The following is a 16,658-nucleotide window of genomic DNA, read 5'->3' as shown; positions in this document are numbered from 1 at the left end:
CCTCTGTCCAAATGGATATCCGAACGAAAGGGATTTGAGCAGATAGGGGGATAGGACAATGATAGAGCTGGAAGCCTGGCGGTCGACTGGTGAGACCTTCAACTATGCGGAGCGGTCGATTTTCACCCGCAAGGGCGGGCAAGAGGGCGCACCCGCACTCGTACTGATTCATGGCTTCCCGACATCCTCCTGGGACTGGAACAAGGTCTGGCCGCTACTGGCTAGGGACTACGCCTTGTTCACGCTGGATATGCTCGGTTTCGGCGATTCGGACAAACCGCAGAATTTTTCTTACCTGATTTCCGAGCAGGCAGACCTGATCGAGGCCTGGCTATCCAGTGAGGGACTGCAGGAATACCACATCCTCGCGCACGATTACGGCGATACCGTCGCGCAGGAATTACTGGCCCGGGACAATGAACGACGCGCAGGAAGTGGTGGTGATCGTTGCCGGCTGCGGATCGGCACTGTGGCACTGTTGAACGGTGGGCTGTTTCCGGAAACGCACCGACCCGCGCTTATTCAGAGGCTCTTGTTGTCGCCGATCGGGGCGCTGGTTGCCCGATTTACCAGCCGGGATAGGCTGGGAAAAAATCTGCAGAAAATCTTCGGCACCGGGACTCACCCCTCAAAAGAGGAAATTGATGGTTTCTGGGGTCTGATCTGCCGTAACAATGGTCACCGGATCATGCACCGGTTGATCGGTTACATGACTCAGCGAAGAAAGAACCGCACGCGATGGGTCGGGGCGCTGCAGCGGACCCGGGTACCGCTCAAACTTATTAATGGCGCTGTCGACCCCATATCCGGTGCACATATGGTGGTGCGTTACCGGGAACTGATCGCAGCGCCTGATGTATCCGAGTTGCCCGGCATCGGACATTACCCACAGGTCGAAGCACCGGACTCTGTGGCTGACGTTTACCTGGCGTTCCGGCGGGCTTTGAAGCCCACTGCAGCGATGAGATCCGAACTCAGCTTGTGACATCAAGCTTGGTTGCTACTGTGCCAGTACCTGTATATCCAGCTCGTCGAGCTGCACCAGAGGCAGCTGGCCCTGCGACGCCCGGCTATCGGCATAGACTTCCTCAGCCTGCAGGCTGCGCTGCACGAGATAGAGATTGTTTTTGGCGATGTTGTCGGCTGGATTGAGATTGAGTGCGTGGATAAAGCTCTGTTGGGCCAGTCGTACAGCGCCCAGCCGGCGGTAAATCGTGCCCAGTCCACCCCAGAGGACACTTGAATCATCATCGAGCTGGATAGCGTTGCGCATGTGAACAAACGCCTGCTTCATCTCATCCCGCAACATGGCTTCCATGGCCAGATTGTTGAGGTAAAGCGATTTCGCCTCGCGATCACTCAAGCGGTGCAGATTTTTTCCATGATATATCCGATAACCCTGCTCGATAATAAAAGGGCGATCGTCAATCACTACCACAGGATTGATGTGGGATACGTTCTGTCTGAACCGCACTCCGCCGTCCGATTGTGAAACCTGAGAGCTGGAATTGATCGCTCCTTGATTGATATAGGCGTCAAGACCGAGATGCCGGGCAATCGCCACGATCATGGCAGCATGTGAAACACAGTTTCCCTGCTGGAGGGAGAAAGCCTCCGACGCAGTGGTTGTCTGGTTCAGGTCATATTCCAGATAAAACCTGCGCTCTTTCAAGTCGCGTAAAACCGCATTCATTCGCTCCACGGGACTATTACCCCTCGCGATCGAACGAAGGTAGCGGCGCATTTCATCACTCAGGTAAAACAGCTCGTGTGCTCCGTGGTCGTCTTCGACGTTAATGGAAAGTAGTGCGTTGGGAGCCTGTAGTAGCGTGTCGGGATCGATGCCGGCCTGTCGACTGGCTTCCATCGCATTGTTAGAAGCACAGCTCGCTTGTAGTACCGCCAGTAATAAAAGAATCCGAATCATCATGAGGCCTCCCTGGGTTGCCTCAATAAGATCGCGGCTCTGTAGGAAATAGTTGCAGTGAAGCGATCAGTACACCGTTATCAGGGACAAGTGGATCGTCCGCGTTGAATCGCCGCGGTGAGGCGAAAGCATTGGTCGATCGATGGTGGTTACCCCTAAATTTCGCGTCGTATTGGCCCAACGAGAATTCCCCTCCCCTTGTCGCAGCTGGCTTGTTGAATGCACGCGGGGTTTTTACCGAATTTGATCCTCAGTGGCTGAAGGGATTCGGAGCGAGGGTTGTTGGTCTCATTCGGGTTGCGGATGTTGGCGCGAAAATTGTGAGACGTTGCACATTTTCTGTCGTAGTGCATTAATGGACGTACTCGAGAAGTACCGCACCGAAAAAGATAAAAGGCGAAATTGTGACGACACCGAGATTTGTGGTTTACACGATGCTGCTGGCATTTCTGATGACACTGGGCGCCTGTGGGAAGGGTGACCATAAAGTCGGACAGTCGGGACAGGCTGGGGAGATGGGGCAGCAGAATATGACGCCAGCGGTGGCCTCTGAAGAGCCGCAGCCCCCGGTATTCGAAAATTACACGGAGAAGGGGGACCTTTCAGCGATCGGGGAGCGAGGGGTGTTGCGCTTACTGGCCCCCATCGGTGTCACTGATCTCTCCCTGCCGCGAGATGGACTGCCAAGCACCACCTGGCGCGAGCTGGCCGAGAAATTTGCTCGCAGCCGGGGGCTTGAACCGCAATGGGTGTATGTCGATAGTTTCGCCGATCTGATCCCCGCACTGAATGCCGGGCGGGGGGATGTTATCGCCATCAACTTTACTCGCACCGAATCCCGTGCCGAAGAGGTGGCATTCACGCGTCCGCTGCAGTATGTCCGTGAGTTACTGGTGACTCGCGCTGATATGGAAACCATGGACAGCGGAGAACCGCTGCTGGTTGCGGTCCGGCGAGGCAGTGCTTTTACTCACTCGCTGGCAACGATCCGTGATGCAGGTATGTCACAAGTTGCAGGGCAAGGTGGTGGCGCGAGTGGTCGCTTCGAAATCCTCTATCTTGATGAGCCTGTGGATCACGACACCCTGCTCAGTGCTGTGGTTTCAGGCGATTATCCAGCCACGGTCGTGGATAGCAATCTGGCAGAGGCTCTGCTGCCCTATTACCCTCAGCTGGCCGTGAGCGAAACCCTGAATAGCAAGCGAGCGATCGCCTGGGCGGTCCGCAGGAAAGCTGCAGACCTGGAGCAGGCCCTCAATGAGTTTCTCACTGAGGAACACTTGCTGGCTGACCAGTTGCGCGAGAGACCATTGCGTGACTGGGAGGAGATCGAGAAGAGTCGTACCCTGAGAGTCCTGACTCGAAACCATCCGGCCTCCTACTTTATGTGGAAGGGCGAACTCATGGGGTTCGATTACGACCTGCTGAAGAAGTTTGCCCAAGAGCAGGGGTTGCGCCTGAGTATGGTGGTACCTGGTCCGGATGTTGACCTGGCGGATGCGCTTAATGCCGGTCTCGGGGATATGGTCGCGGCGTCGCTGACCGTGACCGATGCGCGCCGGGAGCAGGGGCTCGCTTTTACCCGGCCTTACATGCAGGTGGAAGAACAGATCATTGCCAGCGCGCCGCTCTCTGATACTGAAGAGGGCATGAGTGTCTCCAGCCTCCTTGCCGGTGCTCAGGTGGCGGTAAACCCGCTTACCAGTTACTACGACAACCTGCAGGCCTTGGCACAGAAACAGGATAGCCCCTTGAACGTGCTTCCAGTGGAGGGGGCGACCACTGAGCATCTCATTGAAGCGGTGGCCAACGGCGACTACCCAATGACGGTGGCGGATTCTCATCTGGTCGACATAGAGCGCACCTATCGCGATGATTTCGCTGTAGTCGGGGCCTTGCCCGGAAAGCAGAAAATTGCATGGGCGGTGCGCAATGACCAGCCGCTGTTGCTGAAAAAACTCAATGGCTTCCTGAATGCCAAGTACCGGGGCCTGTTTTTCAACGTCACCTACAACAAGTACTTTAAAGAGAGTAAGAGAAAACGTGCGCCGTTACAGCAGCGCCTACGCACGGCTAGCAGATTATCTCCCTACGATCCGATCGTGAAAGAATTTACCTCCCAGGTGGATCGTGACTGGCGGATGGTCGTAGCGCAGATGTATCAAGAGAGCCAGTTCGACCCGAAGGCTCGTTCCTTTGCCGGCGCACGCGGCTTGATGCAAGTCTTACCTCGAACCGCACGCGAGCTGGGCGTGGGTAATCTGTACGAGCCGGAAAATAATATCCGCGCTGGTGTTACCTATCTGGAGTGGCTCGAGCAGCGTTTTCCGAGAAGGCTCGATTTTGATCAGCGTATCTACTTCACCCTGGCGGCCTACAACGCAGGCCACGGACATGTTCGCGATGCCCGAAAACTGGCCCAGAGCCTTGGTAAGGATCCGGACCGCTGGTTCGGTAATGTAGAAGAAGCCATGCTCTTGTTGAGTAAACCGGAGTATTACCGCCAGGCACAATTCGGATATGTGCGTGGACGTGAGCCAGTCAATTATGTGCGCGAAATACGGGACCGCTATCTGGGTTATCTGTCTGTGGCCCGTAAGGAACAGCTGGGCAACAAGTCGCTTTGAATTGATCTTGAGCGAGTATCATTGCGTTGGCTTGAAGGCTTCGACTTTTTCATGATCTGGAGTGAATGGCAGCTGCAGAATGGCTTTGTCAGACAAGTCTTTTGGTCGCCAGCACCTCGCTCACTATCTTGTTTTTGAGCTTTCGTCGTTTCTCCGCCCCTCCCCGCTGAACTTCATCAAGGGCCGTCAATAACGTTGGCGGCCATAGTCTCGTTGACGCCGGATGCCGCGTACTTGCATCGGCAGACGTCGGCTGTTGGCGGCAGAACCTTTCCTTGGGATATTTATATAAAAGGTTCTGATGACAGGACTGAGAGCCCTCTCTCAAATAACATCTCTGATTGCCCTTTTAGTCAATTTGTTCTAATTGCGGGCCTTTTAAGGGCCTAATATTTCTCCGTTCACCGCGTTAATAAAAATAATCCATAAAGATGATGATCGGAGAAAACATCATGCAGAAAGTAAGTCTATTCATTTCACTCGCTATCACCTCTGCGCTGTTATCCGTCAATACCTCGGCTGCCCCTGCGAAAGGCACCGCTGCGGGCGACAGCATCACCATGGGGTTCGCCGCCGACTGTACCGGCAATACTTTCTTTACCGGCGGCTTCTTCTGCCTTTTGGGCGGCGATCAGCCGGAACACAGCTGGTTTGATGGTTGGGATGGCAGTGTTAACAGTGTCCATGACAAGTACAAAGCCCTGGACCCGAACGTGGCCGCGAATAAGAGTGCTGCCCGCTCTGGCGCCGAGATGCGCGGCGGTGGAGACAGCTTCAGCGTGCAGGCGGATCGAATACTGGCGGAAACAGTGGTCGCGGATCATGTAGAGGTGGTGCTTGGCGGTAACGATATCTGTAACCGCGATTGTGTCGATCCGGCCAATTGTTCGGATCCACTCTACACAGAGAGCGAGTGGCGCGGGGCGGTTCAGGCGGGTCTGGATAAGCTGGTGGGTGGTTTACCTGCCGGCTCTACCGTCGTGCTGGGATCGGTGCCCCGCGTTCAGGATCTGCGTGCTGCGGGTATTGCCAAGCAGACCGGTAACTGGCGCGTCAATTGTGAGAGTGTCTGGTCCACCTTTGGGGTCTGCCGCATCGCCACGAATGGCGGCACCATGAACGGTGAATCTTTTGCCGCGCGCTCCGCAGGTATCGAGACGGCGCAGCGGCTCTATAACGAGGTGCTGCAGCAGGAAGCCGCTGCTTACAATGGTGTCAATGGCGTTGAGGTGGTGGCTGAATATTCCGGCGCAGATCAGTCCAATGTGGGCACCTTCCAGTTCGGTAAGGATGATATCGACGGTGGGGACTGCTTCCACCCCAGCGTGCGGGGGCAGAACACCGTTGCAGATCTGATGTGGAGTGGTAACCCGGACAAGTAAATGTCAGGCGGTGAACAGGGCCCCGGGAGGGGCCCTTCGGCTTTACAGAGCAATAAAGTAAAGGACCGGTATTAGTCAGTCTTGTCTTCGTTGCCAGAATTGCCGTTATCATCAGGCTGTTCGAAATATCCTTTTTCCTGCACTACATATTGAACCCGTTCGGGCATGCCATTGCGCATATAGGTGACATCCACCACCTCGCCACTGGTCAGTGCATCCCAGAGCTGATTCTGACCGCTATGTACCCAGCTATCATTGACTCGCACGACCACGTCGCCTTCCTCGAAGCCCAGCGCCGTGAAGAATTCATTGCTCTCAATGCCCTCGAGCCGCAGAAGGTTATGACCATCGACAACATGCTCGGCCTGAACAAATTTCTGTTCCAGCGCTTCTCGGTTTTGCAGCTGCTTTTCCAACCACGCCTGGCCCAGCGGCAAGACGCCGGAAGGGTCGACCAGTTTGCGCAACTCTCCCTCGGGTTGCTCGATACGGCGCAGCGTTTCCTCGTCCCTCTGCGTGGTGCCCGTCCTCGGGACGTGCACGTATTCACCATCCTCTCCTTTGAGACTGAGTCGTTCGAGATGACCGTTGACTGCCAGAATCACGTAGCGCTCGTGCACGCGCTTTAGGATGACAGCAGGCATCAATGTGTCTCCGGGGGTAAAGCGCCCCACCGCTGCCTCCTGGATGCGAATGAGGGCTGATGATTGCTCTGGCTGTGAGGAAACACTGGTCCCCGTCAACTGCAGGGGTAAATCCGTCTCTGCAACTTTGCCGGATAATTGCCAGCGATCGGCGTCGGCATGAGGACGGGCAGAGTCATGGCCGAGATGCTGGAGTTCCTGCTCTATCCACATGGCGTAGTGCTCAATATCTCTTGGTCCTTTGATATAGAGTCCGTTAATAAAGATAACCGGGACACTCTGTAATCCCAGCGCGCGGGCCAGTGTCGTATCCTCGTTGACTCGATCTCCTGCGTTCGCTTCGCTCAGGCATTGGGTAAAAGAAGTCTGTGCGAGCCCCAGCTGTGATGCCAGTCGGGTATACACCTGTTCATCGAGGGCTTTGGCCCGGGTGTAGAGCCCGTCTGCATACAACCACGGTGACCCCTGGAGACCGGCACAATGGACCGCGGTAGCAGCACTGACGCCCTGGCGATGGTAGTGCATCGGAAAATCAAAGGGGATCACGGAGATCCAGCCGGCATAGCGATCCAGTAACTCGCGTAATACCAGATTGGTGGCCGCACAGTGTACAGACTGATAGGAGCAGAAAACGGCGATTGTGATAGGTGCGGCGGGATTGCCTCGCAGCGGGCGACCACCGGTTTCTAGTTTAATTCTCGGTGGTTTTGGATAGGTAAGAAGCCAGTCGACGGTGGGTGCTTTCTCACCAGAAGCGAGCGATGAAAGCCTGCCATCGACCAGTGACTTCAGCGTATTAAACCGCAGTTGATATTCAGCATGTGCCAGGTCATGTCGCTCAAGTCGGATTTTCCGATCGACCTGGGCCAGGGTGATTTCATCCTCACCGATGCGGGCGACTACCGGATCCCGTTTTGTTTCTGGCCTGCCTATATCCTGCTCGTCGGAAGCGCACGCTGTGAGAAGTGTCGAACAAATGAGTCCCAGAAGTAGCTGGTTAAAGCGTCCCGGCCTCGAGTCCCTGTGATCCATGGGTAGATTCCGCTGTTTATTGTTATGCACAGGGTTCTACCACAGGGGGTTTCTAGTCTCTACAAAACCGGTTGTGTTTAGGTTAGTGTGGCGCAGAATAAAACGGTTCGCCCAGAGGGGATGTCAAAAAGCTAGGATTCTGGGGCTACCGTCGCCTGGCCAAACTCCCGAATGAGATCGTTGATCCACTTGTGGCTCTCGGGATACTCGTTCATATCGAGGACAAACTCCTGTCCCCGGGCTGCACTCTGCAACTGGCAGAAGCCGCGTTGTCGGTCATTTTCCTCGCGTCGCCAGCGTTCTGCCTTGTTGTGGTAGCTGAGAGGGGTGCGCTCGCTGCCGGGGTAAAAGAAATCGGGCAGTTGCCAGAGTGATGGGCTGGTGGAGTCTGGAGCGGTCAGTATCAGAGGAGCTGCTATACGAGGGAAAAGACCAGCCCCCGGAACTGACCTCTTTTGTCGTGGCGCCGTTAGTGTATCGGCCGCAAGATACAGGGTGTTGGCGCGGTCGGGGCCGGTTCGGAAGTGTGGGTGGTAACGCGCCCACGGCAACTGCCCGGAATCCAGTTCATCAACTGGCCGTATATCCCCGATGGCCATCCAGCCCCACAATACATGCTGTGCCGGCGTCTTCCTCACAAATTGCCACCGCCCCTGTACCTGCTCAACCGGGCGAAACAGGCCAAAAAACAGAAACAGGTCTCCCACCGTAATTTTCTGGCGGCGCAGGTGGCCCTGCGCGGCCCCAGTCTGGCCGAGCAGGGGGCGCCAGCCGTCTGAGCGCGGTAGCGCTTCGGGGAACATGTCCGGGTCGAGATGCGCCGTGTCCAGCTTGCTGTATCGCCCCCGGGTCAGGTGTTCCACCAGCGCACCGATATCAACGCCCTGGCGTTGGATCTCGCCATAGGTGATGTCCGACTTGGTATCGGGAATCGGTAGCGGATAGAGAGAGCCATCGGGAAAGATCGGGCTCGGACAGCCACCTGCTGAGGAATCGAAACCTTTGCGGCTCAAGATCAGGCGCATTCGCGTTGCTACCTGTTGGTCTCAGCCTGGCGATCGATTGAGCGGTGCACTATAGCAAGCACAGCGGGCACGGCTCGCCCCTGATCGAAAATCTTCTCGCCATTGGCGTAGATCGCACTGGAACCGCCGCCATCGAGATTGATGGCATCGGTGCAGCCCAGCTGCAGCAGCCTAGCGGGGAGTTCATCGAGTCGCGCAGACTCGGTCACGTAGAGCCCTATGCGCTCATCGCCGGTGATACAGATCGCTGTGCGTGGCCGGTTGTCATCCAGTCGCAATCCGGAGCCCCAGAAGATTTCCTCATGATACGTAAGGTGAGGCTGGCCATTCTTGAGCAGACGCGGGCCGCCGCCTACACCCCAGTCGATACTAATCGGGATGCCGCCTTCCACTGCGGGCGGGGTCAGTGGCGAGACAGCGCCATTAGAGTAAGGTAGCGGCGCTAGATGGCGACGCGGGAGGGGCTCTCCGGCGTGATGGTAAAGCCAGCCAATCCGCGGCTGCCCCTGAGGATCAACCCAGAAAGCACTGCGCATGACTGGATAGGAGATGCCCCCGCGAGTCACGGAAGGTGCATTGCGAGCCAGAATTGCGCCTTGGTCTGCCAGCAATGAGAGTGGTTGATTGCCGGTAAAGAAACCGCCATTGATCACCGCCAGTACTGTGGGCAACTTTGCCCACTGGTCCATATTCATTGCACGGCTTTTCAGTATCGGACGTATACGCAATTGCGGGTCCGTCGTCCTGATGAAGAGGTAATAGCTGTCTGCATCTGCGCGGTGAATCACCAGCGGCATTGAGGTGGCCTGCGCCGGCGGTGTCGATTTCGCCTCCAGCGGAATACACGGGAGACAAAGAAAGCAGAAAACGATCAGAACCCTAATCCAGGTGCTGTCCTCGTTTCCGGAGGCGCGGTCGCTGTGCCAGATCGCTTCCCAATGCGGATTGCGATGAGTCATGAGCCTCACGCCTGTTTAGAGTGAAAACCGTGAGATATAGTGGCAAATGTCCGTCATGCGCACACTGCCGGAAAACTCGAAGGTCACTTTTCCCAGCGAGGAAAAGTAGATTTGTAATTCCGCATCGAGGTCGAAGGTACCAGAGGTTTCTACAGAGTAGGCGACAATATTTTTGTAGGGTAGCGAAGTGAAATCCTTCTTGCTGCCCGTCAACCCCTGGACATTGACGGCAATAATGCGCTTGCTGGTAAATACCACGCCATCACGGAAAGACTTGAAGGAGTCCAGGACTTCTTCACCATCGAGCAGCAGCGGTGCCACCTTCTCGGCGAAACCGGCATTCTGTTTGAGCTTGAAGAAGCCCTTGTTTTCAAAGTCGATCATGGAGTTGCCCCAATATAAGATTCTTGATAGCCAGTCAGGTGGAGAACGAATCTTCCAATACGGATTTCTAGCTAGTCCGCGGACTAAAGATCTATCTCCTGCAGCGTGATCTGGTCTGCATCTGTCGATTTGTCGCCGGACTGCTGGGCCTGCCGGATGGCTGCGCGAAGTGCGATCAGCGTATCTTTTACGGCTTTCCTGTTCATGGCGTTTTCATCAGCTTCAAGCGTTGCCTTCAGTGCTCCGGTTGCAGCACGGAATTTTCCCTGTTCCATGAAACAGCGAGCTCCCGTCACCATCGCAGACCAACTTCTGGTCGTTCCCGCTTCATCCATGTACATAGCTTGATCAAGTGCCGTGATCGCTTGCGTGCAATCGCCAATTCTATAGGCGGCGACAGCAGTGCCGCGATAGGCGCGAGCAGTAGGCTCGGCCTGTAGAGAATGAATAAAGCTGTCAAACGCCTCCTGGCTCCTACCCTCAGTGAGGAGGATCTCACCATACTGCATCGCCGCGGTGGGCTTCCCCGGGTGATCGACGATGGTCTGTTTCAGGATCTGTTTGGCGATATCCGGCTTGCCGCCCACAAGGAAGATTCGTGCCTCCAGTATTCGGGCTGACTCCGCATATTCACCAAAATCCTCCGTTGCGGATAGCAATCCGAGTGCGGAGTTGAGCTCACCGGTGGCTGCATACAGTTCAGCCGCTTTTACCCGGGTGAATGGATCTGCCGCACATTGTTCAGGTAACCGGTTGATGGCGCTCAGTAGTTGTGTATCGCTTCCGCCCCTGTTAATGATCGCCTGTGTTCGTGAGGCGCAGTGATCATCGGCAAAAGCAGAGGAGACAGCTGTTAAAACAAGTGCTGAAAATAATAAGCGCATGGTATGTCCTTATACTTCACGATTAATGAATTGATTTCCTGAGCTGGTAGTCCATACAAGGCATTTAGCGAAATGCCTTGTATGAAACTTCAGCTTAGTTGTCTGAGGTAGCCAGCTGACTCATGGCAGTACAGCGTTCGGTTTGCTGTTTTCGATTTCGGAGCGCTTTATCCAGTGTCGGCATCAGGAGGGGGTTGTCAGCCAAGGCCTGTCCATAGCGATCGACAGCAGCCGGATTACACTGGATCGGTAGCGCTATAACGAACGCTTTGTTGAACAGGGTATCGGCCTCCGAATTGACGGCCGTAATGGCGGTAAATACCTGATCGCTGAACTCTTCGAACAGTGGCAGCTGCTCCGCGGGGAAAAGGGAGCCTGCAGCAGCCTTAACCTGACTCAATTTGAATTGGTCACGGTTATTCAGGATGTTATCCAGCCATTGGCGTTTGGCTTCTGCCATCGGTCGAATGGCTTTGGCGCTGATGGCACTATTGCGCGCGCGATCAGTGTTATCTTGCTTGAGTTCCTGCTCGGCCAGTTGCGCGTAGTTTCCATGCAAATAGCGGTTCATCAGGACAATCAGTTGCCAGCGTTTGTCCTGGTCGATCTCCAGGCCATCGATTGAAAGACTGCCGTCAAGTAACTTTTCCGCGTGGTTCAAGGCCTCCTGACTAAATGCCACTTCGGTAAAGGAATCAAACCAGGTTTTCTGTTCATCACTGCCAGCGGGGGCGCTATTCAGTTGCGCCCACACGTACTCCTCAATCTGCTGCAGTTGATCGTCGCGATCTTCTTGAGGCATGTCGAATCGATACAGATAAGCCTTGGCTGCCTGCAGGTGGCTACTGATCGCCCGGATGACATTGATATTTTGCTCTTCCTCGGCATTGGCCAGTGCAAAGTCGATCCACTCCTGTAGAGGCATTTTCGCAGCCAGAACGCTGTCGAACAGGTTCTGCCACAGCATCAGCCGGGTAAACGGGCTTTCAATGGCATTGATATGCTGGGAGAGCTGATTCACAGATTGCTCATCCAGTGTCACCTTTACATAGGCCCAGTCTTCGTCGTTTGGATTGAGGATTTGTGGGCATGGTAAGCCCACTGCATTGCTGACTTGTGTGGTGGCACCGCTATAGGTAACGGGCAGGCTCTCTACCCGCACCATGGAACTCTCTTCCAGCCGGTAGATTCCCAGCTGTATAGTCTGGTCACGCAGGATTGGGAAGTCCTCCGGAGCGGTCTGGGTAATGGTCAGTCCGGTAATCTGGTTGTTCTCACATTGGAACTGTGCCTTGATGGTGTTCACGCCGGGCTGATAAAGCCACGCTTTGGTCCACTGGTTCAGGTTCTTGCCGGCGGCATCACCCAGGCTCCCCATAAAATCTGCCAGTGTGGCGTTACCGTAGGCATGTTCCTTGAGGTAATTGCGTACGCCCTGGCGAAATTCCTCTTTACCCAGGTAGAAGGGCAGCTGCCTGAGTACCGAGCCCCCTTTACCGTAGGTGATGCCGTCGAAGTTGGAGAAGGCTTCGGCGGTGTTGGCCACCGGCAGTTCGATGGGATGGGTCGTCACGAGTTCATCGGAATCGTAAGCCCATTGTTTGGTGCGTAGGTAAAAATTCTCCCAAACATCGTCGAACTCGCTGTTCTCCGCCAGCGCCAGATAGGCCATGTAAGTCGCAAAGCTCTCTTTGAGCCACAGGCCGTTCCACCAGTCCATGGTCACCAGGTCGCCGAACCACATGTGGGCCATCTCATGGGCAATTACATTAGCCAGTCGCTGGCGCTCGGCTTGCGTCTTATCACCGCGGGACACGTAGCCTTCATTGAAGGTGACGGCCGCCACGTTCTCCATGGCGCCAATGGTGAAGTCGGGCACGATCACCTGATCGTATTTTTCAAATGGATACTCGATATCGAAGTAATCCTGGAAGAACTCAAAGGACTGCTGGGTGAATGTGAACCAGTCTTGCGGTTTGACATCGGCAGCCAGAGTCTGGCGAGCCATCAGGCGCAGCGGAATACCATCGGCATCATCTTCCCAGACTTTGTATGGGCCGGCGTGGAGCGGGAAGATGTAGGATGAAAACTTCTTTGTTTGTGGGAAGTGCCAGTGGCGGTAGCCGTCATCGGTGTCCTCAATCTTCTCTTCCCGCGCGGTGGTGACAACCTGCCAGTCGGCGGGTGCCTTCACATCTACCGTATAGCGCGCTTTCAGGTCGGGCTGATCGAAGTGGGGGAAGAAGCGGTTGGCCTTGTAGGGCTCAAAGTGCGTGTAGAGATAAACATTGCCATCTTCGGGGTCCTGGAAGCGATGCAGTCCAGAGCCGTCGGTGGAGTAGGGATGGCTGTAGGTGATTCTGATCTGATTGTCACCGGTCTTCAGGTGTTCCGGCGCGATGCTGATAAAGTAGTCGTTGTACTGGAAAGGTACCTCCTTGCCATCAACAGCCACTGATTCCACCCTACCGCCGGTGAAGTCAATTGTCAGCGGTTGTTCCAGTGCCTTTGCTAGCTTGGTATCCGCTATCACGGTGCCAGAAAAAGACTCGTTCTTATCATCCAGGGCTACCGAGATGGAGTAATCCACGTTGGCGATTTGCTGTTTACGCCATTTGGCATATTGATCCGTCAGCTCTGGCGCATCAGCACGACCACTGGATTTGGCGGCTTCTGGTTCCGCACTGGTTATGCTCTCTGAGACCGGCGCGGGCTGATCCCCGGTATTCACCGTCTCCCCGTTATCTTTGGCTCCGCAGGCACTCAGGATCGCTGCGGAGAGTAGTGTGACGGCAAACGGGGGCAGAAGGTGAGACAGCTTTTTCATGGAGAACTCCGTTTGAGGGGGACGTATAGCAGGCACCGGCCCGTGCACAGTTCCCACCGATTTATTGTTTTCAGCCGGTTTTATAGCATGCCAGTGTTGCGGCTTCGAGGAGGAGCGCGATTTCACCGGCGCGCTGGTAGCAATGGGGTTTGCCGGTTCCATAGCGCTATCGACTCACTAGGTGATGGTGATCTGTCAGCTACAAAAAAGGCCCCGAGGGGCCTTTTTCATTTCAATACGGATCAGCTGGTTTAGCCCTGATTGCGTTCTGCTAGCAGCTTGGAGATTGCCAGGCAGCGCTGATTGCCGTCGCGGCGGTTCTTCAGTGATTTTTCCATCAGCGGATTCAGTGCCTTGTCGCCTTCCAGAATATCAGTGACCTGCTGTACGCCTTCATCACTGCAGTTCAGCGGGAACAGGCGGGTGAAGGTACCGATATATTCGGGGCTGGCGGTAGCGTTGACGGCATCGATGGCACCGATGATTTGCTCGGCGTTCTGCTCAAAGAGTTCCAGCTGGGAGGCTGGGAACAGGCTGCCGGCAGCATACTTTAGCTGGCTGAGCTTGAAATCATCGCGGTGGGCGATGATGTTTTGCAGCCATTTGGTCTTGGCTTCCGGCAGCGGACGCACGGCTTCGGCGGCAATAGCGTTCAGCTGCGCACGGTCGGAGTTATCCTTCGCCAGCTCACGCTCGATCGCCTGCTCAAAGTCGGCATAGAGGTGTGCGTTCTGCAGGAATACCAGGTCCCAGCGCTTGTCCGGATCCATGTCTAGGCCATCTACCTTCAGCTCGCCCAGCAACATGTCGCGGGCACTGGCAAGAGACTCGTCGGTGTGAGCTACCTGGGTAAAGGTACCAAACCAGGTCTTCTGTGCATCGCTGCCGGCCTCGGCCTGCTGCAACTGCTGCCAGACGAAAGTCTCGATGGCGAGTTGCAGTCCCTTGCGGGTCTCTTCGTCCAGATCGACCTGTGCCAGATAGGTGTAGGCGGTATCGACGTGACGTGCCACCAGCCGGATGACATTGATATCGCGTTCGGCGCCGGCGTTGCCGAGGATGAAGTGAACATACTCATCCAGTGGCAGCTTGGCGTCATAGAAGCTGTCGTACAGGCTCTGCCACAGCATCAGGCGAGTGAACGGCTGCTCGATATCATTGATGTGCTTGGCCATGTTTTCCACCGAAGTGGCATCCAGGTTGACCTTCACAAACGCCCAATCACCCTCGTTGGGATTCAGGATCTGAGGGCAATCGAGCCCTTTGGCTTCGCTCACCTGGGTTGTAGCGCCGCTGTAAAGCACCGGCAGGGAGTCGCTGAGCACCATGCTCCCGCCTTCCAGATTGTAGAAACCGAGCTGGGTGCGCTGTTCACGCAGGGTCGGGTACTCTTCCGGCGCTGACTGGGTCAGGGTCAGGCTGGCGATCTTGCCGTTTTCACACTGGAAGTCGGCGGCGAGAGTATTCAGGCCGGCCTGGTAAAGCCACTCCTGCTGCCACTGATCCAGATCTTTTCCGGCCGCATTGCCCAGGTGACCCATAAAGTCGTTCAGGGTGGAGTTCCTGTAGGAGAGATCCTTCAGGTAGTTGCTCACCCCTTTGCGGAACTCCTCGGCGCCCAGGTAGTAGGGCAGCTGCTTGAGGATCGAGCCACCCTTGCCGTAAGTGATGCCGTCGAAGTTGGCAAAGGCCTCATCGGTATTGTGCACCGGCAGCTGGATCGCATGAGTGGTGGGCAGCTGGTCGGACCAGTAGGCCCACTGCTTGGTGCCGAGGTAGAAGTTCTCCCAGGTGTTGGTGAACTCGCTGTTTTCTGCCACGGCCAGGTTAGCCATGTAGGTGGCAAAGCTCTCGTTCAGCCACAGGTCGTCCCACCAGTTCATGGTGACCAGGTTACCGAACCACATGTGTGCCATTTCGTGGGCAATCACATTGGCCAGGCGCATACGCTGGGCTTCGGTCTTTTCACCGCGGGAGACATAGGCTTCATTGAAGGTTACAGCGCCCACGTTCTCCATCGCACCGGCATTGAAGTCGGGCACAATCACCTGGTCGTACTTGCCGAATGGGTAGTCGACCTCGAAGTACGGCTGGAAGAACTCGAAAGATTGTTTGGTGAAAGTAAACCAGTCATCCGGCTTCACGTACTCCGCCAGCGTCTGGCGTGCCAGCAGGCGCAGGGGAATGCCGTCGGCCTCATCTTCCCAGATATGGTACGGGCCGGCGTGCAGGGAGAAGATATAGGAGGAGAACTTGGCGGACTGCGGGAAAGTCCAGTGCTTCAGTTCGCCATCCTCTTTCACGTTTTCTTCTCGCACGGAAGTAACGATGGTCCAGTCCTTGGGTGCGCTCACGTTCAGTGTGTAGCGCGCCTTGAGGTTTGGCTGGTCAAAGTGCGGGAACAGGCGGTTGGCATCGTAGGGTTCGAAGTCGGTGTACATGTACACCTTGCCATCTTCCGGATCCTCGAAGCGGTGCAGGCCGGAGCCGTCAGTGGAATAGGCGTGCTGGTAGTCGACGCTGATGGCATTTTCGCCGGCCTTCAGGTGCTCGGGTGCAATGCTGATGAAGTAGTCGTTGTAGTCAAACGGCACCTCCTCGCCATCCACGCTGACAGTCAGCACAGTGCCGCCGCTAAAGTCGATGGTCAGGGGCTGTTTCGGCTCGCCGTCGAGTGTCGCGTGGGCCACCACCTTGCCGGAGAAGTGATCCAGCTCGCCATCGAGAGTGACAGACAGCTCGTAATCAACCGCAGCCACTTGCTGCTTGCGCACCTTGGCATAGCTTTCGGACAGCCCCGGCGCTTCAGCGCGAACCGCAGCGGCAGAGGCCTGCGTGGTTTGTGAGTCATTACCTTCGCTCTGCCCGCAGGCAGCCAGTACAGCACTGCACAGCAGCGTCGCGGCAAACTTTCCGCTTCTGATCATGATTCCCCCCAAGGAAACTTTTGGTTTGGTTATGCAAACC

Annotated in this window: 11 protein-coding genes; 3 read left to right on the top strand and 8 right to left on the bottom strand. The window is 55.8% G+C overall.

Annotated features, from left to right (window positions below):
• Positions 1-58: 58 nt before the first annotated feature.
• Entirely contained in the window at positions 59-985 is a 927-nt protein-coding gene (locus tag AUP74_RS02715) for an alpha/beta fold hydrolase (protein WP_069946210.1), read from the top strand.
• A 15-nt stretch (positions 986-1,000) separates the two neighbouring features.
• Here the strand turns inward: AUP74_RS02715 and AUP74_RS02710 are convergent, their stop codons facing one another.
• Positions 1,001-1,930, bottom strand: a complete 930-nt coding sequence (locus tag AUP74_RS02710) for a transglutaminase domain-containing protein (protein WP_145924294.1) — start codon at positions 1,928-1,930, stop codon at positions 1,001-1,003.
• 401 nt (positions 1,931-2,331) lie between these two features.
• On the opposite strand from AUP74_RS02710, the gene AUP74_RS02705 reads away from it, so the two are divergent.
• The gene (locus AUP74_RS02705) at positions 2,332-4,554 is read left to right on the top strand and encodes an MltF family protein (protein ID WP_145924293.1); all 2,223 of its coding nucleotides are present in this window, start codon (positions 2,332-2,334) and stop codon (positions 4,552-4,554) included.
• A gap of 452 nt (positions 4,555-5,006) precedes the next feature.
• Positions 5,007-5,936, top strand: coding sequence for an SGNH/GDSL hydrolase family protein (locus tag AUP74_RS02700; protein ID WP_069948667.1), 930 nt, complete (start codon positions 5,007-5,009; stop codon positions 5,934-5,936).
• A 71-nt stretch (positions 5,937-6,007) separates the two neighbouring features.
• Here the strand turns inward: AUP74_RS02700 and AUP74_RS02695 are convergent, their stop codons facing one another.
• The 7 genes from AUP74_RS02695 to pepN (AUP74_RS02665) all read right to left on the bottom strand — a co-directional run bounded on the left by AUP74_RS02695 (position 6,008) and on the right by pepN (AUP74_RS02665) (position 16,618).
• Positions 6,008-7,612: a thioredoxin domain-containing protein gene (locus tag AUP74_RS02695; protein ID WP_069946208.1), complete on the bottom strand. Its 1,605-nt coding sequence runs from the start codon at positions 7,610-7,612 to the stop codon at positions 6,008-6,010.
• Positions 7,613-7,743: 131 nt separating this feature from the next.
• Complete coding sequence (locus tag AUP74_RS02690; RefSeq protein ID WP_069946207.1) at positions 7,744-8,637, bottom strand: Nmad3 family putative nucleotide modification protein; 894 nt, start codon at positions 8,635-8,637, stop codon at positions 7,744-7,746.
• A gap of 8 nt (positions 8,638-8,645) precedes the next feature.
• A complete protein-coding gene (locus AUP74_RS02685; protein ID WP_069946206.1) occupies positions 8,646-9,596 on the bottom strand; it encodes a phosphodiester glycosidase family protein in 951 nt (316 codons plus the stop codon).
• Between the two features lie 15 nt (positions 9,597-9,611).
• Positions 9,612-9,980, bottom strand: coding sequence for a PH domain-containing protein (locus AUP74_RS02680; protein WP_069946205.1), 369 nt, complete (start codon positions 9,978-9,980; stop codon positions 9,612-9,614).
• Between the two features lie 83 nt (positions 9,981-10,063).
• Complete coding sequence (locus AUP74_RS02675; protein ID WP_069946204.1) at positions 10,064-10,864, bottom strand: tetratricopeptide repeat protein; 801 nt, start codon at positions 10,862-10,864, stop codon at positions 10,064-10,066.
• A gap of 94 nt (positions 10,865-10,958) precedes the next feature.
• Positions 10,959-13,691: an aminopeptidase N gene (pepN, locus tag AUP74_RS02670; protein ID WP_158514528.1), complete on the bottom strand. Its 2,733-nt coding sequence runs from the start codon at positions 13,689-13,691 to the stop codon at positions 10,959-10,961.
• A 251-nt stretch (positions 13,692-13,942) separates the two neighbouring features.
• Positions 13,943-16,618 carry an aminopeptidase N gene (gene pepN, locus AUP74_RS02665; RefSeq protein WP_069946203.1) on the bottom strand — a complete coding sequence of 892 codons (2,676 nt, stop codon included), beginning with the start codon at positions 16,616-16,618 and terminating at the stop codon, positions 13,943-13,945.
• Between the last annotated feature and the right edge of the window lie 40 nt (positions 16,619-16,658).

This window comes from Microbulbifer aggregans, from assembly GCF_001750105.1.
Classification (GTDB): domain Bacteria; phylum Pseudomonadota; class Gammaproteobacteria; order Pseudomonadales; family Cellvibrionaceae; genus Microbulbifer; species Microbulbifer aggregans.
Note: the sequence above shows the minus strand (reverse complement) of the source record. Positions and strands in the feature narration are given on the sequence as shown.

Excerpts from the sequence above, each read along its gene's own strand:
- AUP74_RS02715 (WP_069946210.1), top strand. The coding sequence starts at position 59 with ATGATAGAGCTGGAAGCCTGGCGGTCGACTGGTGAGACCTTCAACTAT.
- AUP74_RS02710 (WP_145924294.1), bottom strand. The coding sequence starts at position 1,930 with ATGATGATTCGGATTCTTTTATTACTGGCGGTACTACAAGCGAGCTGT.
- AUP74_RS02700 (WP_069948667.1), top strand. The coding sequence starts at position 5,007 with ATGCAGAAAGTAAGTCTATTCATTTCACTCGCTATCACCTCTGCGCTG.
- AUP74_RS02695 (WP_069946208.1), bottom strand. The coding sequence starts at position 7,612 with ATGGATCACAGGGACTCGAGGCCGGGACGCTTTAACCAGCTACTTCTG.
- AUP74_RS02690 (WP_069946207.1), bottom strand. The coding sequence starts at position 8,637 with ATGCGCCTGATCTTGAGCCGCAAAGGTTTCGATTCCTCAGCAGGTGGC.
- AUP74_RS02685 (WP_069946206.1), bottom strand. The coding sequence starts at position 9,596 with ATGACTCATCGCAATCCGCATTGGGAAGCGATCTGGCACAGCGACCGC.
- AUP74_RS02680 (WP_069946205.1), bottom strand. The coding sequence starts at position 9,980 with ATGATCGACTTTGAAAACAAGGGCTTCTTCAAGCTCAAACAGAATGCC.
- AUP74_RS02675 (WP_069946204.1), bottom strand. The coding sequence starts at position 10,864 with ATGCGCTTATTATTTTCAGCACTTGTTTTAACAGCTGTCTCCTCTGCT.
- pepN (WP_158514528.1), bottom strand. The coding sequence starts at position 13,691 with ATGAAAAAGCTGTCTCACCTTCTGCCCCCGTTTGCCGTCACACTACTC.
- pepN (WP_069946203.1), bottom strand. The coding sequence starts at position 16,618 with ATGATCAGAAGCGGAAAGTTTGCCGCGACGCTGCTGTGCAGTGCTGTA.